Annotated in this window: 18 protein-coding genes, 1 tRNA gene and 1 pseudogene; 11 read left to right on the forward strand and 9 right to left on the reverse strand. The window is 38.2% G+C overall.

Going from position 1 to position 22,067, the window contains the following annotated elements:
• Nucleotides 1-61: 61 nt before the first annotated feature.
• Together JI65_RS05410 and JI65_RS05415 are read left to right on the forward strand one after the other, a co-directional pair.
• Nucleotides 62-517: a GNAT family N-acetyltransferase gene (locus tag JI65_RS05410; protein ID WP_191014364.1), complete on the forward strand. Its 456-nt coding sequence runs from the start codon at nucleotides 62-64 to the stop codon at nucleotides 515-517.
• Nucleotides 518-614: 97 nt separating this feature from the next.
• The gene (locus JI65_RS05415) at nucleotides 615-1,730 is read left to right on the forward strand and encodes a M20/M25/M40 family metallo-hydrolase (protein ID WP_191014365.1); all 1,116 of its coding nucleotides are present in this window, start codon (nucleotides 615-617) and stop codon (nucleotides 1,728-1,730) included.
• A gap of 32 nt (nucleotides 1,731-1,762) precedes the next feature.
• On the opposite strand, the gene JI65_RS05420 is transcribed toward JI65_RS05415, so the two are convergent.
• Together JI65_RS05420 and JI65_RS05425 are read right to left on the reverse strand one after the other, a co-directional pair.
• Nucleotides 1,763-1,993, reverse strand: coding sequence for an alpha/beta fold hydrolase (locus tag JI65_RS05420; RefSeq protein WP_191014366.1), 231 nt, complete (start codon nucleotides 1,991-1,993; stop codon nucleotides 1,763-1,765).
• A gap of 236 nt (nucleotides 1,994-2,229) precedes the next feature.
• Nucleotides 2,230-2,565 carry an alpha/beta fold hydrolase gene (locus tag JI65_RS05425; RefSeq protein WP_191014367.1) on the reverse strand — a complete coding sequence of 112 codons (336 nt, stop codon included), beginning with the start codon at nucleotides 2,563-2,565 and terminating at the stop codon, nucleotides 2,230-2,232.
• Between the two features lie 30 nt (nucleotides 2,566-2,595).
• Between JI65_RS05425 and JI65_RS05430 the strand changes: the two genes are divergently transcribed.
• From JI65_RS05430 to JI65_RS05440, 3 genes and pseudogenes are all read left to right on the forward strand, one after another.
• Nucleotides 2,596-3,156, forward strand: coding sequence for a restriction endonuclease (locus tag JI65_RS05430; RefSeq protein ID WP_191014368.1), 561 nt, complete (start codon nucleotides 2,596-2,598; stop codon nucleotides 3,154-3,156).
• A 92-nt stretch (nucleotides 3,157-3,248) separates the two neighbouring features.
• Nucleotides 3,249-4,092 (forward strand): annotated as a pseudogene (locus tag JI65_RS05435) (Fic family protein); the annotation flags it as partial.
• A 614-nt stretch (nucleotides 4,093-4,706) separates the two neighbouring features.
• A complete protein-coding gene (locus JI65_RS05440; RefSeq protein WP_191014369.1) occupies nucleotides 4,707-4,991 on the forward strand; it encodes a hypothetical protein in 285 nt (94 codons plus the stop codon).
• 202 nt (nucleotides 4,992-5,193) lie between these two features.
• Here JI65_RS05440 and JI65_RS05445 read toward each other — a convergent pair.
• A tRNA-Val gene (locus JI65_RS05445) sits at nucleotides 5,194-5,266 on the reverse strand.
• Between the two features lie 324 nt (nucleotides 5,267-5,590).
• Between JI65_RS05445 and ileS the strand changes: the two genes are divergently transcribed.
• From ileS to JI65_RS05465, 4 genes are read left to right on the forward strand one after another with little or no spacing between them, the layout of a single operon-like run.
• The gene (ileS, locus tag JI65_RS05450; protein WP_191014370.1) at nucleotides 5,591-8,803 is read left to right on the forward strand and encodes an isoleucine--tRNA ligase; all 3,213 of its coding nucleotides are present in this window, start codon (nucleotides 5,591-5,593) and stop codon (nucleotides 8,801-8,803) included.
• On the forward strand, nucleotides 8,790-9,668 hold the full coding sequence (locus JI65_RS05455; RefSeq protein ID WP_191014371.1) for a hypothetical protein: 879 nt from the start codon (nucleotides 8,790-8,792) through the stop codon (nucleotides 9,666-9,668). Before ileS ends, JI65_RS05455 begins: the two co-directional genes overlap by 14 nt.
• 55 nt (nucleotides 9,669-9,723) lie before the next feature.
• On the forward strand, nucleotides 9,724-10,758 hold the full coding sequence (locus JI65_RS05460) for a uracil phosphoribosyltransferase (protein ID WP_242457165.1): 1,035 nt from the start codon (nucleotides 9,724-9,726) through the stop codon (nucleotides 10,756-10,758).
• A 26-nt stretch (nucleotides 10,759-10,784) separates the two neighbouring features.
• Entirely contained in the window at nucleotides 10,785-11,408 is a 624-nt protein-coding gene (locus JI65_RS05465; protein ID WP_191014373.1) for a tetratricopeptide repeat protein, read from the forward strand.
• A gap of 217 nt (nucleotides 11,409-11,625) precedes the next feature.
• Here the strand turns inward: JI65_RS05465 and JI65_RS05470 are convergent, their stop codons facing one another.
• From JI65_RS05470 to JI65_RS05495, 6 genes are read right to left on the reverse strand one after another with little or no spacing between them, the layout of a single operon-like run.
• Nucleotides 11,626-12,843 carry a hypothetical protein gene (locus JI65_RS05470; protein ID WP_191014374.1) on the reverse strand — a complete coding sequence of 406 codons (1,218 nt, stop codon included), beginning with the start codon at nucleotides 12,841-12,843 and terminating at the stop codon, nucleotides 11,626-11,628.
• Nucleotides 12,785-13,369, reverse strand: coding sequence for a hypothetical protein (locus tag JI65_RS05475; RefSeq protein ID WP_191014375.1), 585 nt, complete (start codon nucleotides 13,367-13,369; stop codon nucleotides 12,785-12,787). The genes JI65_RS05470 and JI65_RS05475 overlap by 59 nt, the downstream gene beginning before the upstream one ends.
• A complete protein-coding gene (locus tag JI65_RS05480) occupies nucleotides 13,359-14,921 on the reverse strand; it encodes a motility associated factor glycosyltransferase family protein (protein ID WP_191014376.1) in 1,563 nt (520 codons plus the stop codon). The genes JI65_RS05475 and JI65_RS05480 overlap by 11 nt, the downstream gene beginning before the upstream one ends.
• A 9-nt stretch (nucleotides 14,922-14,930) precedes the next feature.
• Nucleotides 14,931-16,466, reverse strand: coding sequence for a 6-hydroxymethylpterin diphosphokinase MptE-like protein (locus JI65_RS05485; protein ID WP_191014377.1), 1,536 nt, complete (start codon nucleotides 16,464-16,466; stop codon nucleotides 14,931-14,933).
• A gap of 6 nt (nucleotides 16,467-16,472) precedes the next feature.
• On the reverse strand, nucleotides 16,473-17,363 hold the full coding sequence (locus JI65_RS05490) for a hypothetical protein (RefSeq protein WP_191014378.1): 891 nt from the start codon (nucleotides 17,361-17,363) through the stop codon (nucleotides 16,473-16,475).
• A complete protein-coding gene (locus JI65_RS05495) occupies nucleotides 17,363-20,533 on the reverse strand; it encodes a midas domain-containing protein (RefSeq protein ID WP_191014379.1) in 3,171 nt (1,056 codons plus the stop codon). Before JI65_RS05495 ends, JI65_RS05490 begins: the two co-directional genes overlap by 1 nt.
• A 412-nt stretch (nucleotides 20,534-20,945) precedes the next feature.
• On the opposite strand from JI65_RS05495, the gene JI65_RS05500 reads away from it, so the two are divergent.
• Complete coding sequence (locus JI65_RS05500) at nucleotides 20,946-21,488, forward strand: FtsB family cell division protein (protein WP_242457169.1); 543 nt, start codon at nucleotides 20,946-20,948, stop codon at nucleotides 21,486-21,488.
• Nucleotides 21,469-22,050, forward strand: coding sequence for an L-threonylcarbamoyladenylate synthase (locus JI65_RS05505; protein ID WP_191014381.1), 582 nt, complete (start codon nucleotides 21,469-21,471; stop codon nucleotides 22,048-22,050). Before JI65_RS05500 ends, JI65_RS05505 begins: the two co-directional genes overlap by 20 nt.
• Nucleotides 22,051-22,067 lie beyond the last annotated feature (17 nt).

Genomic DNA, 22,067 nt, shown 5'->3' on the forward strand with positions numbered 1-22,067 from the left:
TTAATTATGACAGCTTCGGAATCAGAGTTTATATAATATAATTTATAATAAAGGGTGTATCATGAAAGCAATAAGAGTAGATAAAGACTGGCAGAAATCACTGGTTTATTATATTAGATATAAGTTTGTGACCGAAGCTGCTAGAACAAATTCAGACAAAAGGGATTTTTTTACTGTAGATTGGGAATTTGAAGGAGATAAAGATTTGGATAGATATATATTAATTTTAGATGATAACGATAATCCTGTCTCTACGGTAAGATTTTTAATCGACGATAATAATTATGGCATGATTGAACGTGTCAGAACTCTGCCTGGTGAAGAAAGAAAAGGTTACGGTAAAACTGCGATGATAGAAGGCGAAAACTGGTTAAGAGATTTAGGGGTAAAGAAAGCTTTTGTAGAGGCAATACCTGCTGCTCTGCAATTTTATGAAAAGACAGGATATGCATATAGCAATAATCAAGATGTATTAAAAAAACATGATGATTTATTTTTAATGGAAAAATCATTATAAATACAATAATAAAAAGGATGAATAGTACATATTATTGATAACTAGGCATTTTCATGAATGACTTTTATTACTATTTTTATAATTAAGAGAGTATAGAATGAACAAAGAAAGATTATTACGTGAATTTAATAAATTAATTTCTTTTGACAGTCCGTCTTTTTATGAAGATGAGATTGCATTTTATCTGTACGATAAACTTAAAGAATTAGGTCTTGAAGTATCAATGGATAATGCGTTAGAACAGATTACTGGAAGAAAAACAAAGGCCGGAAATATATACGGTTTTTTAAAAGGAAATACCGAAGAAGATCCAATATTATTTTCATCACACATGGATACTGTAAAGCCTGCACAGAATAAAAAGGCTGTAATTCAAGATAGAATTGTAAAATCTGCAGGTGATGCTGTATTAGGAGCCGATGATGCAACTGGTATTGCTGAAATAATTGAAATGCTAACTTCAATAAAAGAAGAAAAATTAAGTCATCCAGATATCGAAGTAATTTTTTTTGTTGCTGAAGAAGAATTTGGAAAGGGAAGTGCAATATTTGATTATTCAAAAGTAAAATCTAAAATTGCCTATGTACTTGATTTAAGTGGAAGGGTTGGAGACGCTGCAATTTCTGCTCCTTCTATTATTTCATTTGAACTTACTGTAACTGGAAAGGCTTCTCATGCAGGATTTGAACCCGAAAGCGGAATTTCATCAATAATGGCAAGTGCAAAAGCAATTTCGCGTATAAAAACAGGAAGAATTAATGACGAAACAACATTAAATATTGGAACAATCAGCGGAGGAGTAGGAAAAAATATCGTTCCCGAAAAAACATTTGTTACTGGCGAAGTCAGAAGCATGAATCATGATTTTGCACTAGAACAGATTAATAATATAAAAAGAATATTTAACGAAGAAGCTGTAAAACTAAATGCAAGCGTTGATTTTAGTTATATCGAAAATATTTTTGCCTATAAAATAGATAAAAAGGAATGTGTCGTACAAAAGTATTTAAGTGCAGTTGCAAAAGCTGGCTACGAACCTCCTAAATTGATTAATACATTCGGAGGTTCGGATAACAATACATTCAATAAAAAAGGAATACATGGAATTGTAATTGCTAATGCAATGAATGATGTGCACACGACAAAAGAATATTTTGAACTTGAAGAATTTTATAAGGCTACAAATATCTGTATTGCTTTAGCAACAAGTTAATTCTACTGCCAAATGTTTTAATAACAATTCTTTTATTGTATATGTGTAAAATATTTATCAATTGCTTTTGCAAACTCTTTAGGGCAAGCATTTTGTGGTGAATGTCCACAGCCTTGAATCAAAGTAAGCTCTTTTTGTGGTGCTGAGATTTGATTTATGTATTCTCTAATCAATTCAACTGGGCAAATCCAGTCTTCGGCTCCCGAAATAAAATATACAGGACATTGAAAATCTATTGGTTTTTCTAGGGCTTCAAATGTCATAATATAATCAAAAAGTTGACTGTTTACTGCAAGGTATTTTTTTTGTCTCTAAAACCTGCATTAAAAACCACTTAAGATCATCAATACCAAAGTAAGGTGATGTCATTCCGAGCCATATTGGATTTTCTTGTTTTTTTACAGGATGATATTTAGAAACTTGTTGTCTTAAAGTTACCATATTTAACAAAGTTTTATCTTTTATATAATTCTCATAAGCATTTTCTAAAGCTTTTGTATCATCCTCCTGCTTTTTTTGCTTTTAAAAGTGCATCATTATAGCTTAATATATCTCCTGTACTAACAGAAACAACCTGACCAATAGCAATATATTGCGAAACTTTGTCAGGATGAGATACTACATACTGGCTTCCTAAAATTGTTCCGTAGGAGTAACCCATGATGATTACTTTTTCTTTATTAAATCTTTTTCTAGCATAATCAACAAGTTCATCAAGATCGCAAAGGGCTTGATCAAAAAAAGCAGTTGAGTTATTTGAATCTATATTTTTGTTTGTATAATATGTTCTACTTGAGCTTCTTTGATCCCATCCTACAAAAGTAAGCTTATCCATAAGTGAATCTGCAAAACTGTTGCAACAATTTTGAGTAAACTGACTATAAAAGAAATGGAACAGTTTGGATTTAATCCTGAAAAATTTATTCGTGATGTAATTAATATCATCAACGCTCAGAAATCTACAAAGATTGTTGAGCATATTGAATACCACGAACTTGAAGATACTTATGATTCAAGCATTTTTACTGCGCCGCATTTGCCAGACAAGACGCCATTTAAAGCCTCAAAGTGTATTCAGGACTTGGTATTTACTGACAGTACAGTTGAATGGAAGTTTGTAGAGGATTTGGATGGGGCTTCGGAAGTTGTTGTTTATGCACGTTTGCCTCGTTCATTCCAGATTCCAACTCCTGTAGGAAATTATGCTCCGGACTGGGCAATTGCTTTTGACAAAGACAAAGTAAAACATGTTTTCTTTATTGCTGAAACTAAGGGAACTATGGAAGATATGCAGCTTAATAAGATTGAATCTAACAAGATTGAATGTGCTAAGAAGCTGTTTAATGTAGTTTCTACATGCGGTGTAAAGTATGACCATGTTGATAACTTTGAGCAACCAAAGAATGTGATTGGGTTGAAGGGGTAAAAAATGAAGTTTGCAATCTACGGTTTCTTTTTTGATAGAACATTATCATTTACTGAAATTATTTTTTACACCCACTAATAGAGGAGCCAATGATGTCAAATCAGAATCTTGTTGAAACGTTAAACGAATATCTTTCTCTTGGAATTAATCAACAGCTTGATTATGACAAATTCTATCTGTATTCAATCATCACCCATTCAACAGCAATTGAAGGTTCTACTGTTACCGAAATAGAAAATCAGCTTTTGTTCGACGAAGGAATCAGTGCAAACAAGCCGATGGCAGAACAGCTGATGAACATTGACCTCAAAGCCACTTATGAGCAGAGTTTTGTTTATAAAAACTCACGCAGATTTTCCTATTGAACTTTTATGCACTCTTGCCTCTCTTGTGATGAAAAATACCGGTTCTATATACAAGAATATTGCGGGCGAGTTTTCTTCTGCAAAAGGTGACTTGCGGCTTTTGAATGTAAGTGCTGGCAGGGGCGGAAAATCTTATCTTGCGTGGCAGAAAGTTCCAGATAGGTCGCAGGATTTTTGCAATTGGATAAACAGGGAACGCAAGAATATTAACAAGAAAGACATTCAAAAAATCTGCGAACTTAGTTTTGAAGCTCATTACCGCATTGTTTCAATTCATCCGTGGACAGATGCCTATGCTCCGAAGGAGCAAACGTCAATAATTTCCAATTACGCAAACGGAGCGTTAGCGACGTATGGGAACGGAAGGATGAGCCGTTTGATTATGAATATGATTCAGTATGAAGCCGGCGTTGTTCCTTCAATTGTAAAAAAAGAAAATCGTGCCGAATACATTCAGAGCCTTTCGCTGAGCCAGGAAAACGAAGATTCAAGCATTTTCGTTGATTTTATGCTGAATCATCATATAGAGAACTTGCAAAAGCAGATTGCAGAATACAAGGCTTCGATGGATGCTGATGACATTAAAGGTGGTCAGAAAAAGTGGTCAGAAAAAGCCTTGAAAATTCTTGATTTACTAAAGCAGAATCCAAAAATCTCAAGAAAGGAACTCTGTTAAGAACTGAAGATAAATCCAAGTGCCGTTCAAAAGCACATAGAAAAGCTGAAAGAAGCAAACAAGATTGAACGAATTGGCGGAGCAAAAGGCGGTGAATGGAGCGTAAACGAATAAAGCAGACAGAAATAGTTTGTGTCGAAAATTCACTGATTTCTGATGATTGGAAAGCGAGGGGAAAAAAGATTTTTCTAATGAAAGAATACAATAAAAAGTGCAGTCGAAAAATAAACCGTTATTGTCATATAAAGTACAATGCAAGGACAACAAGTAAGGTTACTCCAAAGGTGACTGTAAACGTTACTGTAAAATTACTGTAAATCAGAAAAAGATCCTTGAAGAAATAAAGAAAAAAAACATTTGCTACACAAGAGGAATTAGATGAGATTATTGGCATTACGCGAAAGAGCATAAATGAAAATATGAAGAAGCTGCAAAATCAAAAAATCATAGAAAGAATTAGTGCTGATAAAAACGAACATTGGGAAATATTAAATAATTAGAGATATAATATGCCAAACGATTCCGACCTTCACGACATCATCTTCGTAACCGACAAATACGGCAGACGAAACAAGACTGGTGATATTGAAAAATTAGCATACGATTCTCGTAAAGATGTTTATTTCATCACTTACAAGGATGGAAAAACATATCCCTGTCGAAGTTGTGATATTCAGATTATTAAAAACTGTCTTAAAGATAAACAGTCTGCCAAAGTGTTTGACTATCTTCTGCAGCTGGCTCAGTTCAGTGACATTAAAAATGATGAAGTCCAGAATCTTCGAGGATATTGAGACCCCTGAGAAGTTGGAAAAGTTTTTTTTGGGTATAACATCAACAACAAAAAGGTTAGTGAACATCATGACCCGATAAGCGAAACTTTACTAGGGAATTTGTGAAGATGGCCACGCCTCAAATCAAGAGTTGGCAACTATGCTGAATCAACTCTGCAAAATAAAAAAAAATACCTTGCAAGGAAAACTTACAAGGATTTAGTGGGCAGTGAGAGACTCGAACTCCCGACAACCTGGGTGTAAACCAGGGGCTCTACCAACTGAGCTAACTGCCCGTGAAGTGATTATGAGTATATCTTTTTTGCCGTGTGAGTGTCAACAGTTTTTTAGAAAAAAATAAAAAATTTTAAAAAATTTGACACAGATAAACAGTGATGAACGCAGATGAGGCACAGATATAGTGAACGAGTTTAAAACGTCATGCTGAAGTTGTTTCAGCATATTTCATCCGTGTCTTATCAGTGTGTATCTGGGTTCATCTGTGTCTGCTCGTGCGTGCCTGAGTTCAGAATGACATAATTTCAAATTCATCTACTATAGATTAAATCCTGAAAATGTGCGAAAATAGAACGATTTTCTAATTTAAAAGAGGGATTATTTTGTATAAATCAATTGATTCAAAAGCAGACTTCCCGAAACAGGAAGAAGAAATCTTAAAATTCTGGGAAAAGAACGATATATTCAAAAAATCGATTCAGCAGCGTTCTAAGGCCGAGGAATTCGTATTCTTCGACGGACCTCCATTTGCGACAGGTCTTCCACATTTTGGTCATTTTATTCCGTCTACAATTAAAGATATTATCCCTCGTTATCAGACGATGAAGGGAAAAAAAGTTGAGAGACGTTTCGGTTGGGACTGTCACGGTCTTCCGGTGGAGAATCTTATTGAAAAAGAGCTTGGAATCAATTCAAAGCATGAGATTGAAGCTTACGGCGTTGCAGAATTCAACGACAAGTGTAAGGCTTCGGTTCTCCGATATACATCTGAGTGGCGAAAAACGATTACCCGCATGGGACGTTGGGTTGATTTTGACAATGACTACAAGACCATGAATCCTGATTACATGGAATCAATCTGGTGGGTGGCAAAATCACTTTGGGACAAAGGGCTTATTTACGAAGGAAAATATATTCTTCCATATTGTCCGCGCTGTGCTACTGTTCTTGCCACACATGAGCTTGCTCAGGGGTACAAAGAAAAGCAGGATCCTGCAATCACGATCAGATTCAAAATCACGAAAGCTCCGGCTGCCATTGACGACAAAGAAATGGCAAACGGAAAGACTTTCTTCCTCGCATGGACAACAACTCCGTGGACATTGCCTTCAAACGAAGGTCTCTGTATGGGACCGGATATTGAATACGTAAAGATTCTTGATAAATCTAGCGGTGAATATTATATTCTTGCCGAAAGTCGGCTCGGCGCATACTACAAGAACGAGACTGACTACGAGATTATTTACAAGCGTCCGGGAAAAGACTTCCTTGGCGCAAAATATGAGCCTCTTTTCCCGTACTTTGCCGACTATGCTGACGCTGCAAAATGTGCAGAAAAAACTGGTCAGAAGTGTGAGGATGGTGCATTCAGACTTTTCAATGCTGCTTACGTTTCTACAGAGGACGGTACTGGTATTGTTCACTTGGCACCGGCTTTTGGTGAAGACGACTCTCTCGTTTTTAAGGGGACTGGAATTCCTGCCGTTGAACCGATGGATGCCGAGTGTAAATACACAAAAGAAGTTACGGACTATGTAGGCCGTTTCGTAAAAGACTGCGACAAAGATATTATGGATCGCCTCAAAAAAGAGGGTAAACTTGTTAAGCGCGATACTGTGCTTCACCAGTACCCGCACTGCTGGCGATGTGGTTCTCCGCTCATTTACCGGGGAATCGGTTCTTGGTTCGTAAAGGTTGCTGATCATCATGACGAGCTTTTGCGTGCTAACAGCCAGATTAAGTGGCAGCCTGCTCACATCAAAGAAGGCCGATTCGGAAAATGGCTTGCAGGTTCACGTGACTGGGCTATCAGCCGAAACCGTTACTGGGGTAATCCGATTCCTGTATGGAAGTGCGACAATCCTGACTGTGCAGATACGTTGTGCGTAGGTTCTCGTCAGGAACTTGCTGATTTGAGCGGAACTTACCCGGAGGATTTGCACAAGCAGTTCGTTGATAAAATCACGATTCCGTGTAAAAAATGTGGTGGCACAATGCACCGCATTCCAGAGGTTTTTGACTGCTGGTTCGAGTCAGGAAGTATGCCTTACGCTCAGCAGCATTATCCTTTTGAAAATAAAGAATATTTTGAAAAGCATTTTCCTGCTGATTTTATTTCGGAAGGTCTTGATCAGACTCGCGGTTGGTTCTACACGCTTACGATTCTTGCCGCAGAGCTTTTTGACAAGCCTGCATTCAAGAACTGTATTGTAAACGGTCTTGTTCTTGCCGAGGACGGACGAAAAATGTCTAAGTCTCTCCGCAACTACACTGACCCTGTTGAGGCAATCAATAAATTCGGTGCGGACGCTCTCCGATTGTTCCTTACTCATTCTGCAGTAGTAAAGGCTGATGACCTTCGCTATTCGGATAACGGTGTTCGTGAGGTTCTCAAGAATATTCTTATTCCTCTCTGGAGCGGATATTCATTCTTCATTACTTACGCAAATATCGACAAGTACACTTGTACGGGGCATGCTTTTGATTCAAAGAAGCCTTCAAATCCTTTGGACGCTTGGATTGTTTCAGTTGCCCAGAAGATGATTAAGGACATTACCGAGGCTCTTGATGATTACGATTTGAGCGGTGCAATTGATCCTCTCGTAAACTTTATTGACCAGCTCAATAACTGGTATATTCGCCGTTCACGCCGACGTTTCTGGCGCAGCGAAAATGATTCGGACAAAGCGGAGGCTTACGAAGCGCTTTATTACGCATTAAAGACTTTCTCTCTTTGTGCGGCTCCGTTCATTCCGTTCCTTGCGGAAGAAATGTGGCAGAATCTTAGAACTGCTGATGACAAGGAATCCGTTCATCTTGCGGACTTCCCTGAATATAATGCTTCTCTCCGCGACGAGGATCTTGAATTCCGTATGGCAACCGTTCAGAAAGCGGTTTCTATGGGACGTTCTTTGCGAAACACTTTCAACCTCAAAAACCGTCAGCCGTTGGCAAGCGTTCAGCTTGTAACACGCAACGCGGAAGAGCGAAAAGTTCTTGGCGATATGCAGGATACGATTGCTGAGGAACTCAACGTTAAGAAAGTTGAATTCCACGACAAGGAATCTGATCTTGTTGAATACAGTGCAAAGGCTAACTTTAAGGTTCTTGGAAAACTTCTTGGCGGAAAAATGAAACTTGCTGCCGCAGAAATTGCAAAGCTTGACGGAAGTTCAATTGCAAAAATTGTTGACGGTGAAAACGTTACGATTACGGTTGACGGCGAGGCTGTAGTTCTTGACAGCGAGAAAGTCATTGTTGAGCGAACCGAAAAAGCTGACCTTAAAGTAATCAACGAAGGAACTTTGACGGTTGCTTTGGATACGAAAGTTACCGATGAACTTAAAAAAGAAGGCTTTGTACGCGACCTTATCCGCGGAATCCAGAATCTCCGAAAAGAAAGTGGATTCGAAGTTACGGATCGCATCAATCTTACGGTTGGCGGAGACGCTGAATTGAAATCTGCTTTTGATATGTTCAAGGATTTGATTTCTGGAGAGACACTTGCAGTTTCTGCAGAATGGAAAGACGGTTCGTTTGGAACCGAAATTGAATCCGAAGAAAAGAAGTGGAGTGCTTCTGTTGTTAAAGCTTAGAACTCTAAAAAGGCTTGCTGCCGTCGCTTTGGCGGCGGTTGGCCTTCTTTCGTTTGAATCTTGTAAAACGCCGCCTCAGGAAAACGAAATTGACCCTTTGTCACTTTTGAGTCCTGATGGGGCTATTTATCTGTATGTTCCCGTACAGTCCCACAGTGAGTTTTGCAAAAAAACTGTTTCTGCCCTTACTGGGGCTTCAGATTCTGATTCTGCGTCAATTGTAAAGCGAATCGATGACTTGTATATTACAACGAAAAATCAGAATTCTCTTGAAATTGCGGCAAGTGGTGCTTTTCCATCTACGCTCGTAAAGTTTGCGCTTACTGAAAAAAAAGGTTGGAAGCAGAATGCTTATTCGACTTTCAACTATTTTGAGCATCTTTCAAAAATCCAGCTTGCTCTTCCGTCATCATCGGTTGCTTGTATTTCTTACGACGTAAAAACTCAGCTTGACAGATTCGAAAAATCAGCCAACGCGGTTTATGTGCAGACTGATGGGGCTTTTGTTCCTGACGAATTCAATCCTGAGTGTTATAAGTACCTTACGACCGGTGGAAGTGACGAAATCCGATTTTTCTCTGCTTCCCCACAGTCATTTTTCAAAATCTTTTTTAATGCGAACATAAAACTTGGAGTCCGCTCGATTTATGGAGTAATGACTTCGATTGCTGGAAAAACTGGCGAGTTTGGTGTCAAGATTATTCTTGATATGGAAGATCCGAAGACTGTAAAGGCTGCGAGCCGTATTTTGCAGTTGGCTTTGTTTGGCACTCCTGCAAAAATCGTGCCAACTGGAGTATCTCAAATTACTATTACAGATTATTCTTTGACTTGGAACGAGATTCTTTCATTGTTTAATAGGTGACAAATTTATCTTCCAATAATTTCGGGAGTTTTATCTTTTATTTATGGAGACGAATATGAGTGATGATAAAATTATTTTGAAGGCAGAAGATCTTGACGGATATCTTACAAAAAAAGATATGGACGACTTGGCTCTTCTAAAAAATATGTATGATGATACTATGAAGTATTTTGACCCAAAAAACGAAGCTAAAATTGTAGAAAGCTTTGATAAGATGGGGCACGAACTTCAGAGAATCTGCAAGGAAAATCCTTCTCTTAAAGTGTTTTCTTTTGAGACCGAGGAGGGAAGTCATGCTGAGGCTAGTCGTGTGATTTCAAAATTGCGTGATGTGAACACCGGGCATCAGGAATTTGTTTATTACAGCCAGCGAGCTTACGAAATGCTTTTTAGACTCGCTTATACTGAGGAGCAGACTGCAAAAAAAGGTCATATCGTTGTAAAAACTCCTGTAACTTATCCTGTTCAGAATTATGCCGTTCATAAAATTCCTGCCATTGATGAAAAAATCGAGAATTCTGTAATGTGCGTTATGCTTCGTGGTGCGCTGCTTCCGAGCATTATCATGTCAAAAGAAATTGAGGAATATTCTAGCCACAAGTATGTAACACCGTTTGCTTTGTTCAAAATCAACCGTGATGACACAAAGAGCGAAAATGATATGGAATATGTTCTGAACCTTAAAAAGTCTTTCTTTAATTTGGAGGAACTTGACGGTAAAGACTGGATTTTTGCTGACCCGATGAATGCTACGGGCGGTTCTCTTGTAACTGTCGTAAAATATTTGCAGTCACAGGGAGTAAAACCTCGTTCAATCAAATTCTTCAATGTTATTTCAGCTCTCAAAGGCAGCTTGCGTGTTGTTCGGGCTTTGCCTAATTGTACTTGCTACACTCTTTGGCTTGATCCTGTTCTTAATGAGCGAGCTTATATTATGCCTGGTCTTGGAGATGCTGGTGACCGCTTGAATGGAAGCGATAAAAAGGAGAGTCCTCGAAACATTATTCGCTTGATTGCAGATTATGGCGCAAATATCGCTTCTTTGTACCACAATCAGCTTCGCCAGATTGAGCAGACCGTTCTTGACTAGAGCCTGGTAAGAGCATAGCTAAATTAATGAAAAAAATCGTTGCTCCAGTTTTTTTTGCTTTCTCTCTTTTAGGGATTTCCTGTTCGTCAAACACTGGATTTACCGTGCCTGGCGAAAGTCAGGTGATTCTGAGCAATCTGGCAAACGAGTATTATTCAATTGCCGAGGGGTATTTTGGAATAAAAAATTATACCAAGGCGATTGAATATTATAAACTTGCAATGCGTGATGAAAATCTGTATCTTACAGCTTTTTATAAGCTTGCGAGAGCCTATGCACTTGCAAAAGATTGGGAGAATGCATTGCAGGCTTATAAAACTCTGTTGGAGCGCGATCCTCAAAATAATAGCCTGATTCTGTCTGTTGCCTACATTACTGCCATGAGTGGTAAAACTGACGAAGCAATTATGCAGTATAAAGAATTAAAAGAGAAAAATCCTTATGATCAGACTATTCTTGAAAACTACATTGCCTTGCTTATTTTTGTAGGGCGGGGCGAAGATGCCGAAACTGAATATTTTGTGTTAAAAGAAAAATTTCCAGACAGTTCCCAGTTGCAAACCTATTCGCAAAAAATTGCTGAACTTGTAGACGGTTTTGACGGGACGACAGCATCAGAAAAAAAAGATACCAATCAGCAGAAAAAATAAAAAAAACTTTTATCTAAAAGCTTATTCTCCAAAAGATTTGGCTCGTATGATTTTGAGCCGTTTGGCGGAATTATAATGGGTACTGTTATGGTGTTTAGCATCGAACGACGCTAAAAAAAAATTGCACTGCGCTTTTAGTGACTCTCCGAGGCAAGTGGGCTGTGTATGGCCAACCGCCACTTTTCATAGTTTTTGGTCAGCCAAAAAAAATCTGCTTCTATTTATTTCCGTTTTTTGCAAGAATATATTGTCTGTATTTTTCTGGGTCAACCTTGAATACTGCAATAGGATTTTCTGGGTCAGATGTAGCTTTTCCGAGAACTTTTGTTGCTTCTTCTAGCAAATCTGCAGCGCTGATTTCGCGTGTGTTTTTTGAAACAACGCCAACAAAAATATCTTTAGATGATTCAAAAATATATCCAATATCTCTATAAGTTGAATCAATATCTGATTTTATGAGCACTGCAAAAATATCTTCCGTGCAAGCATAAATTCCGTTTTCTGCCGAAAGTGCATTTTGGATATTCAAGAGTAGTTTCTTATTTTCTTCAAGATTCTGCTCAATTTTTATAAAGCAGACTGTCACATCATTTCCCGTGATGTCAGACTCGTTAAGATACCTTCTCAAATCCGTTTCGATTAAAGCTGGATCTTTTATAAAGTCCTTGTTTGCATCTGCCGTAATTTCTGCTTCGGACTGTGTGTTTTCAGTTCCTTCGGCTTCAACTTGCCGTGCCGGAGTTTCATCTACGAATTGAATTTCGTCTTCTGATTCGAAAGTTTCTTCCAAAGGTTCTGCTTTCTCAGTAACTGAACTCTGAAAGTCTGAAATATCAACATTTTCTGTCTGTGCAGCTTTTGGAACAGATTCAGAGACATGTTCAAGCGGTGCTATGCTTTCGGTTGCTACAATTGGCGCTTCCTCAACTTGGACGTTTGCCTTGTTCTCGTCTGATTTTTCATAATCTTCTGGTTGAATTTCGTCAAAGTTGATTGTGAGTGAATCATCATCGACAAGTTTTAGATTTTCAAACGGGTTTTTCTTTTCCGTAGGTCTGTCGAGAGTTGAATTTTCAATTTCTTCAACTTCTTCGTCAGAAAGCCGGTCAGAAATTGTATCGTCGTAGTCGTTTTCGATTACAGCCACATCATTTTCAAAATCCTGAGTTTCTTCAATTTTTTCTGGTTCTTTGATTTCTTCTGTTTTTACTGTCGGAAAAATGGCTTCCTGAGAAAAATGCATGTCAGTTTTTGCATTTGACTTGTGTGTATGAGCTGGCTTTTCCTCGGCAACTGGCTGTGCGGCTTGCAGTTCGGCGCTTTCTGCAACTGCAAGTTCTTCTTTTGAATCCTGCAAATTCTGCAATTTATCGCTTTCAGTTTCGCTTGGGGCTAAATCGTTTGGTTCTTCTATTTTTTTTATTAGATTTTTCATCTGTTTTTAAGTCATAAACAGGTTCAAAACCTTCTTTAGGCTCTTCCTTAAAAATCACCAATAGAAGAACCGAAATTACAGTTCCGAGCAAAACAAGAAAAAAAGACACTTTTGCATGGTTATAAATAGTATCCGGCTTCATTAAATAAATTGATGCAATGAGGTTTATGCTATTGTCATTTGCATATTCTGTTCGAGAAAAATTATTTACCAGTTCTGGGGATGGCTTTGAATACTCTCTTGGCGGATAAGAATACACTAACTTTTCGTTGATTCTCATTTCGAGCGTGCTAAAATCGCCAATGTTTCCGATTGCGTCAATAAAACGGTTGCAAAAATCGGTTGATCCGATTGGCGTGATTAACGCTGCTTGTTTTGTAGAATTCATCAGCGTATCGAATCGCCTTTTTGCTTTTTGTGGCCCATCCTTTTGTTCTATATAAATTCCTGCAATTAAGTAAATTATTGCGAGTAGAAAAAGTATTATGCTTATTGCTGCTGTTAAAGTGATAGGTCTACGTTTCATAATAAAGTCTAGTATAATCTAGAGTTTTATTGTATGCAAGAATAACCGAATTTCCTACAACTGAATTTCTGTGTGGTATTAATGCGCCTGAATTAAGTTTGTTTTCAAACCAGGCACATAAAGGTAGAAGTGTCGTAAACGCTTGATTTGTATAATCTTCGGCGGTTTGGGAATTCTGTTCCTTAAAAGCTTTTTTTAAGCTTGCTATATAAATGTCAAGGAATCTTTTATAGTTAAATTCTGAAAAAAAATCAATTTTTTTTATTTCTGATTTCTCAAAAATCTCCATATTCTTAAAAAATCTCTTTTCTAAAAGAAAATTATCTAAAGATTTTTTATAAGACTCTAAAATTTCAGTTGTGAAGACATTTTCACTTAAAATTTTCAATTCTGTTCTATATAATAGTCTGTCATACATCGTTTCTGAATTTGAGAAACGGTTTTCGCTTTTTCGGTAGAGTGAATCAAGATAAGTGCCTTTTGCATAGGGCTTTCCGTTCAAGTAGCTAAAATCCGCACCGTACAATTTTATTTTAGAGAATCCGACTGCATCTGCAAAACTGGCCGCGGCGATTGTCACTGTTCCGCTTCCCGCATCAAGATGAATAAAAGATGGTTGACCTGAAAATTTTGAGGCATATTGGGAAAGTGGGTGACCGGTTTCCGCAAAAATAATATTTTTTGTTGATTTTTGAATTCGTCTTACTGCTGACGGGTTTGCGCACAAGTCAAAAATGAATAAAGTGTCTTCAGCTGGATTTTTTTTAGCCGTTTCAAAAAAATAGTGCGCATAAGAAACCAACTGTCCGTCAACAGAAATAACCGCGTCGGTTTTTATGCCTTTTTTTATCAATGCTTGAAAAGCGGTGTCCGTTGCAATCACGTAATATTTATTCCTGTTTTTTACAAGTTCTTTTATGCTTTCATCGAGCGAAGGTCCCGCCGCGATAATTGCTGCACATTTTTCAGTAGGGATTTTTTTTAAGATTTCATTCGTGTTGATTTTTAGTTCCGATGCAGTTTTAAGGTTTTCAAAAATGTTTTTTTGCCAAATTTTTCCAAAATGGCTCTGCACCGAAAAGTCTGCGGCAAGGATTTTTAACGCATCCTGTATGATTTTGCGTGCAGTTTCCGCAGTTTGGGCGAAAGTGCTTTCCCATTGCCGTAGCGAAGTTATTGAAATATTGCCGTCGATTGCCGGTTTGTAGTTATTCAAAACTTTTTCACCCAGATTTTTTAACGTGCAAAAGAGAACCTTTGGATTTTGAGATAATTTTTTTACGCACGGAATCTCTTTTAAAAACTCAAAGTCTTTTTCGTTTTCTTCGACTGCAAGGATTTTTGCCGCAGGATATTTTGTTAAAATTTCTTCTATATGATACCCGCCGCACACACCGAGAATTATAAAAAAATTCGATTCTGCAAGTTGGTTTGCAAAACTTTGGGCTTCGCGGATTGGGTTATATTTAGAATGAAAAGCAATTTGATTTTTTTCCGGAATCTTATTTCCGTCTTTCGCGTCGATTATTTGAGTGTAATTTGATTCATTCATTTGTTTTGCCTAGAATTTTAAAATTCGTTCGATTTCTTTCAAAAGTTCCGCTTTTTTTTCATTCAGACGTTTTTTTGCCGCAGTTAAGTTTTCTTCTAAAACTTCCCGACGTAAAAGCATTGCTTCCATAGGAAAAACGTCGTTTTCAAAGATTTCTGAATCTATGTTTTGTTTAACTGTTTTTAAAAGCAATTTTTTTCGTTCGTCCGTTGACTTTAAAATCGCAACTTCTTTTTTTAAATTGATTTTTGTGGCATCGCGTTCAGCCGTTTTTGAACCTTTTAATTCTGATTCTTTGAACTGATTCCAATTTAGGTCTTTAATTTTGCCGAGCGTGTAGGCGAATGAAAAATCATCTGAAAGCCTAAAAAATCGCTCGCAGAATTTTTTTGAATTCGTGATGAACCAATTTCTGTAAATTTCAAGCGAGCCGTTTGACGAAAACTGAGAGGCGGCGAGTCTTGATTCTTTGTTTTTTATTCTGAAATCAGATTTTGCGGAATTACCTTCGAGTGCGTTTGGTTGCGTGTGCTGAAATCCTTTTGCAGGGGCTAAGTCCAAACCGCAAAAATAGATTTTCCCGCTCGTAAGCGAAAGCGCAAATTCCAAGGCTGTTCCGCTGACGGTTCCGTTTCTGGCTGCCGGCATGTAAGGAATCCCGCAAGATTTTAAGAAAATGCTTCCGATTCCGTCGTCGTAGCAGAGCGGGAGTATTAGGTTTTCTTCAAAAATATTTTTTGGAACTGCTGATTCCGTGCTCAATGCAAAAAAATCTTCTGCAATTTTTGATTTTTTTTTGCCAGGGTAATTTAGGTGCATTTTTGCCCAATAACCGCCGTCTGTGCTTATCACTAAATCTGGTTTTATCCCGTTTTCAAGGAGCGGACGATATGCCGATGAAACTGCAATTAAAAAAAATGATTTTCTGTATTCTTTTATTTTTGAAATTGAGCTTTTTAGGCTAGGGCCAGAGGCGCAAATTATGATTGGCAAATCTGTTTTTTGCAGGAGCGCACATTTTTTTATTTCTGCACAAAAGATAAGCGTATTTTTTAGCCAGCGTTTTGAAAAATATGAGCGTGTTCCGATTATGTCCCGGCTTTTTAAAATCGCAGATTTTAATTCCAGCCAGATTTTGTCGGATTTTTCTGGGAAAATGTTTCGGCTGGCAATCCAGTCAAAAATTATGCAAGAACATAGTTTTTCTTCGCCAAAATAAAAAAGGAGACTTTCTGCAAAATTAGAATTTTCGGAATAATAAAAAACTTTATCCCTAAGTGCATCCGTTTCTGAAAAATCATTCTTGAATTTTTCAGAAAAATGTATTGCGCACAAAGTTGCCTTCGGAAATCTTTTTCGCAGGTAAGTGGCACAGTAGGAAAGTGCAGGACCGATAATAATTACAAGTGAAGGCAAAAAATCCGCTTTTAAGTTTTGTACGAATTTTTCACCTTCACTCTGAGGATTGTATGCGGAATGGAGAAATTTTCCATTATAAGAGCATGTTTTTGCTCCGTTTCTTGCATCTTTAAAATCAAAAGTCACGATCTGTTATAACCCTTGCTTTAAGAATGCGATGGTTCCCTTTTTGTTAGGGCAAATTCCAGCCGCAAGAAGATTTATTGATTTTGCGTTTTCTTTTCCTAAAAAGTCGTTCAGTGTTGAAGAGATATGATATGTCAAAAGTTCTTCATCTGGCTCGTCTTTTGCGAAAAGCACAACTTTTATCTCTCCGTTTTTTGCTGAAAGACAACAGTTTGGCTCACGGAACAACGGTGAAACAATCCTCATTGCTTTGTCAGTAATTGACTCAATGAGTTTTGGCTTAATTTCTTCGCTTTCAAGTTCAATGTCACCGATTGCCTTGTCAATGGCAGATTTTATTGAAAGAATAAAAAGCTGGGCACTAGAAATTTCAAAGCCATTGTCGAGTGAGCCATCGATTTTTTCAAAAATTCTTTCATAATTGTTTTTGAATTCAATAATATTTTTGAGCTTTAAAGCACATTCGCTTGCCTGAGGAACGTTTAAATCATCATCGATTTCTCTTTCGATTGCGACAAAAATATAAGGATTTTCTTTGTCACCGAACGGAAGAAAATACAATGAATCAATATCATCTCTGATATCTTCATCAAAGAAAGAGTAGAATGGGGGAAGTTCGTTAAAAGTTTTCGAAAAACACTGCCATTCCGATGACTTTGAAAGCGTTTCGTTCCAGAAACTTTTCTTTGAGACCGAAAAAGTAATTCCGCGAGCCTTTATACCGTAACTTTCTGTCAGATAATAATAGTCCCCGAATGGGGCTAAAATTCCGGCGATTTTAAAGCCGGCTTTCTTTGCCCACACATCGAACGAGGGTGTTATGCCTTCAAGAAGCTGCTTTGCTTTTTTTAGGAGTCCACCCGTTGTACTTTTTGAATTTTCTGTAGTGTTTATCATTATGCAAGTCCAAGTTCTTTGAACAATTTTCGATAAGTTTCAAATTGTTCAGACTGAGCGAATTCAGCAATTTTCTCCTCAGGGAGATTTTCCAAAAGCTGATCCATATATGAAAGTACTGATTTGATTTCTTTCTGCAAATCTGTAGGAATTGTAGATTCTGTTGTTGAATCGAACATTCCGGCTTCGCTTGCAAAATCGTCAACCTGATTCAAAGAACTGTCAGCTTTAAGATAATCGAGATTTTTCTCTGTAAGAGAATCGGCAATCGTTGGGTCTGGAGCAAGCAATGAGTCAAGTTCATTTCTTGTGACCGCCGAGTTCTCATCCGCGTAATCAGGATTTTCTGGCGCAACGTCAATGTAATCTGTCTCAGGTACAGTTTCGGCTTCTGGTATTTCGAGCGTTTCTTCATCAAGCGGTTCGATTTCGTTCTGAATCTCTTCAACATCAGCATCGTTTGAAGAAGGCTCTTCCACTTCTGCTGCAGGTTCGTCAAACGAGAAGTCTTCCAATGCAAGGTCGCTGTCTGATTCTTCGATTGGAGAAGCGTCATCGTAAGGAACGTCGTCTTTCTCTGAAGATTCTTCCATTAAGTCAGACGAACTTGATTCAACGAGAATGTCATCAACTTTTGGTACTGAAATCTCGTTTGGAATATCGTCAGACTCTTCGTCCTCGTTCATAAGATTTCCGTCTAGGTCGTCGAGTTGTGGTTCCTCAAGATTTTCGTTCGAGAAGTCAATTTCATTTTCGATTTCGGCTTCATCATCAAACTTAGGTGTTTCTTCATCTTCGTCTTCTGATTCAGCCGCTAAATCAAGGTTAAGATCTTCGTCGATAGTATCTGAACTTTCGGTAGTCTCTTCTTCAACTTTTTCGTCTGCAATTTGCTCTGTTTCTTCGTTCTGCAAATCGCCAGCCGAAGTGTTGATAAGAGATTCAAGTGTTGTATCTGCAACGAGAAGGTCAGTAGTTTCGTCGTCGATTATTGGTTCGCCTTCAGTTTCTTCAACTGAATCTTCGCTCTCTGCCTCGGCTGTTTCTGTTCTTTCTTCAACTACAGGTTCTGACGTTTCGCTTTCAGTGTCAGAGTCTGTAAATGCTAGTGGCTCTTCTGAGCTTGCAGATTCTTCAACCATATCTGATGTGTTAAGAATGTTGTTAAGCTCGTCGGTTGAGAGTGCGATTGTCTCATCGTCGCTGTCTGAGAAGAATCCGCCTTCGTTATTGTCAGATTCTTCTGGCACGGTAAAGTCTGTGCTTTCATTCGTAACGTCCGGTTCTGTTGATGTAGGAGCTTCGACTGTTGTCGGTCTGTTTTTAAGATTATCAACTTCTGAACGAAGGTTTGAAATGTCTTCTTTGAGTGTTGAAAGTTGCGTAAGTTCATTTTTAAGTGAAGAAAGCTGACTTACAATCTGGCTCAAAATTGCATTTGTTTCTGCAGATGCCTGATTTTCAGGTTTTGCCTCTGATTCTGGTTCCGCTTCGTAAGTCATTTCTGGTTCTGTAAAATCTTCAGTCGGAACGTTTTCTGTTGAGCTTCCCTCTGAATCATCAATATTGCTGACGACTGGCTCCTCAAAGTTTTCTTCCGATTCAACTGGCTCTTCTGGAACGACAGGTTCTTCAAATGTTTCGTCTGCACCGTCATCCATGAGCGATGCGGTTTCTTCATCGAATGTGTCAGGAATATTGTCGAAGTCGTCTGAACTTACGGTAAAACTGTCTGAGTCATCAGTTGCAGTTTCTTCTGTTGGTTCGTCTTCTGCTTCAACCGTCGGTTCTGAATTGTCTTCAACTGAAACTGTATTTCCGTTTTCGTCTTCCACAGAATTGAGAATTGCGTCAATGTCAAAGTCTGAATCTGAGCTGGATGTGCTTTCTGCAGCTGGTGTGTTTTCAGTTTCTTCTTCTTCGGCACGTTCGGTTTCGAGAGGAACATAGTCGTCTTCATCGGCAACTACAGTCATTTCTACGTCGTTTGATTCTGTTGCCTTTGGTGTTTCTGTTTTTTCTTCGTTAGCTGAATCGCTAGAATCATCGAATCCAAAGTCTGAAAGGTCTACATCTTCCATTTCGCCGTTTTCAGAAGGAACATCAGCTTCTGTTGTGCTTTCTGATGGTGTTTCGTCCGTGAACATTGCGGTTACGTCTTCTTCTCCAGAAGAATCTGAATCGTTTGAAGAGTCGCCGAATCCGAATTCGCTCAGGTCAACGTCCTCAGAATCTGGGAGCGAACTTGCAGCGGAGAGTGGTGTAGAAGATTCGAGACTTACGCTTTCAGAAGCTTCTTGTTCAGGCATTGAGTCATCAAATGAAAGGTCAATATCAATCGGTCCTGTTGTGTCAACTTGGTCTGCCGAATCTGATACTGTAACTTCGTCTGTGCCTGTAAACGGCTCTGATTCTGAGACAGTGTCTTCTTCCGCAGCTGGCTCTGCAGCTTGACTGTCGCTTTCGTCATCAAAACCGCCGTCAAGGAATTCATCGAGAGAAACGTCTTCTGTGTCGCCGGAACTTTGTGTTGGCTCTGAATCAGAGTCTGTTGAGTCTGAAAGGAAGTCGTCAAGAGCAACATCTTCGGTTGTGTCTTCAGCATCTGAATCAGGTTTATCTTCTGATTCCGATTCTGTTTCTGTAGAATCTGCAAATCCTTCCAAATCAGAAGTGTCGCCAATATCGAGCCCGTCGGTAAGATTTTCTGTATCAAATGAGAATTCTTTATCTAGATCGTTTTCTTCTTCGGCAGGTTCTTCTTCTGTTATATTTGCGGTATTTGCAATGTTAAGAAGCTCGTCTGGGCTTAATGCCGTTTCGTCTGAATGGAACGTGCCGCTTGTATCATCATTTTCCGGCATGTCTGGAACGTCCGGCAATGCAAAAATATCATCTTCGTTTGATTCAGCAGGTTCTTCTTCCGTTATATTTGCGGTATTAGCAATATTAAGAAGCTCGTCTGGACTCAAAGCTGTTTCGTCAGAGTCGAAAGCTCCGCTCTCCGTGTTTTCTGCAGAATCAGAAAAATCAAAATCTGAAAAATCAGGCAGAGTGTCTTCACTATTGCTTGCAGCAGATGAATTTGCTTCTGAGTCAACGGTTTTAGGAGATTTCTTGACCCAAACTCCATAGTTGTCAAGTTCTTTTGTGTTTTCGGAATCACTCATATATTTTCCCCTTTTTCAAATTTAATATTCACAGTCATTAGTTTTATGTTAAGAATCACGTAGGATTTTACTTTGAAGAGCTTTGCAAAACTTCTGTAAAATCTTAGGAACTTAAGATAAAAATCGTAATTTTTCAAAACCTCTCAATAAAAGCCAGTGCCAAAAAAACATTTAAATTAAAATTTAAAAAAACTCTAAAATTATTTTAAGCCTGAATTTTATTTTTGCGAGAGATTTTTTTTAAAATCCCAACTTTTTTATTCTATCGACACTATTACTGAAAATCTGTAGTAAAAGTTATTTTAGGAAAAGTCTTGATGAAAAAAATGAATCCAGGCGTTGACTGACTCAATTTTTTTTGATGTGGGGAGTGATTTTTCTTTAAATCTTAAAAATCGCGGAATTTGAATTGATGAATTTCGGAGGTGCTGCCGATATAAATTTCATTATGTCAAAAATGTTCAGAATTCTAGCAGCTAGTTTTGCTGGAACTTTTATATATGTTCTCGTTTCTCTTACCTGCGGTAAAGACGGTCTATGGGCCGACGGGCAGCTTCGGGAGCAGAAACGTCTTCTTAGCACCAGGGCAGAGGAGATTCAGAAAATCAACAATAGTCTTGAACTAGAATATACTGCTCTAAAAAAAGACCCTGATGTTATTGCGGCGTTTGCCCGAAAACTCGGATATGTCAGAGATGGAGAAAAGCTTGTAAAAATAAATGGTCTTATTACGAATGACCAGTTTTATTTTGAAACGGGAACTCCTCTAAAATTCGTGGAGCCTCAGTTCCTGCCTGAATGGTTTTGCAAGACTTCTGGTTTTATGATGTTTTTTGTCGTTTATCTTTATTTATGGTTAAATGAATTCAAAGATAATGGTGCGAATGCTAAAAGAAAAAAATCTAGAAAAGTCAGAGTAAAGGGGATTCCAGTTTATGATTTGCCGCAAAAGTGATGAAGAATCGGCTCAGATTGCAATTGACTACATTCGTAGAGGTAAAGTCGTAGTCTTGCCGACGGATACGGTTTATGGTTTTTCTGGTATTGTTGACGGCAGAATTTATTCATACCAAACAAATCAGAAAATTTTCAATATAAAGGGGCGGAATGAAAATAAACCGCTTATCCAGTTGATTTCTAAGCCTGCTGACTTAAAAAAGTATACTCGTGATGTGGTTCCGGAAAAACTTCTTGAAAAATGGCCGGGTCCATTAACGATAATCGTTCACACTTTTGCTTCTGACGGCAATTTTGAAACAACGGCATTCCGTTGTCCAGGCGATGAATGGCTTAGAAAAGTTATTGCCGGTTGTGGAGCGCCAATTTATTCCACAAGCGTAAATCGTTCTGGAAGACCTGTGCTTGATAATATCAAGCAGATAAAAGATGAATTTGGAAAAGAAGTTGATTTGATTATTGATGATGGCGATAAAAAGGGGGGGGTGCCGTCGACAATTGTTTCTATCGATGAGTCTGGCGAAATAAAAATCGTCCGTCAGGGAATTGTGACTATCTAACTTCTTGTTTATAAAAA

The sequence above is a fragment of the Treponema zioleckii genome, from assembly GCF_014737315.1.
GTDB classification, from domain to species: domain Bacteria; phylum Spirochaetota; class Spirochaetia; order Treponematales; family Treponemataceae; genus Treponema_D; species Treponema_D zioleckii.

Excerpts from the sequence above, each read along its gene's own strand:
- JI65_RS05410 (WP_191014364.1), top strand. The coding sequence starts at position 62 with ATGAAAGCAATAAGAGTAGATAAAGACTGGCAGAAATCACTGGTTTAT.
- JI65_RS05415 (WP_191014365.1), top strand. The coding sequence starts at position 615 with ATGAACAAAGAAAGATTATTACGTGAATTTAATAAATTAATTTCTTTT.
- JI65_RS05420 (WP_191014366.1), bottom strand. The coding sequence starts at position 1,993 with ATGACATTTGAAGCCCTAGAAAAACCAATAGATTTTCAATGTCCTGTA.
- JI65_RS05425 (WP_191014367.1), bottom strand. The coding sequence starts at position 2,565 with ATGGATAAGCTTACTTTTGTAGGATGGGATCAAAGAAGCTCAAGTAGA.
- JI65_RS05440 (WP_191014369.1), top strand. The coding sequence starts at position 4,707 with ATGCCAAACGATTCCGACCTTCACGACATCATCTTCGTAACCGACAAA.
- JI65_RS05460 (WP_242457165.1), top strand. The coding sequence starts at position 9,724 with ATGAGTGATGATAAAATTATTTTGAAGGCAGAAGATCTTGACGGATAT.
- JI65_RS05465 (WP_191014373.1), top strand. The coding sequence starts at position 10,785 with ATGAAAAAAATCGTTGCTCCAGTTTTTTTTGCTTTCTCTCTTTTAGGG.
- JI65_RS05470 (WP_191014374.1), bottom strand. The coding sequence starts at position 12,843 with ATGAAAAATCTAATAAAAAAAATAGAAGAACCAAACGATTTAGCCCCA.
- JI65_RS05475 (WP_191014375.1), bottom strand. The coding sequence starts at position 13,369 with ATGAAACGTAGACCTATCACTTTAACAGCAGCAATAAGCATAATACTT.
- JI65_RS05480 (WP_191014376.1), bottom strand. The coding sequence starts at position 14,921 with ATGAATGAATCAAATTACACTCAAATAATCGACGCGAAAGACGGAAAT.
- JI65_RS05490 (WP_191014378.1), bottom strand. The coding sequence starts at position 17,363 with ATGATAAACACTACAGAAAATTCAAAAAGTACAACGGGTGGACTCCTA.
- JI65_RS05495 (WP_191014379.1), bottom strand. The coding sequence starts at position 20,533 with ATGAGTGATTCCGAAAACACAAAAGAACTTGACAACTATGGAGTTTGG.
- JI65_RS05500 (WP_242457169.1), top strand. The coding sequence starts at position 20,946 with ATGAATTTCGGAGGTGCTGCCGATATAAATTTCATTATGTCAAAAATG.
- JI65_RS05505 (WP_191014381.1), top strand. The coding sequence starts at position 21,469 with ATGATTTGCCGCAAAAGTGATGAAGAATCGGCTCAGATTGCAATTGAC.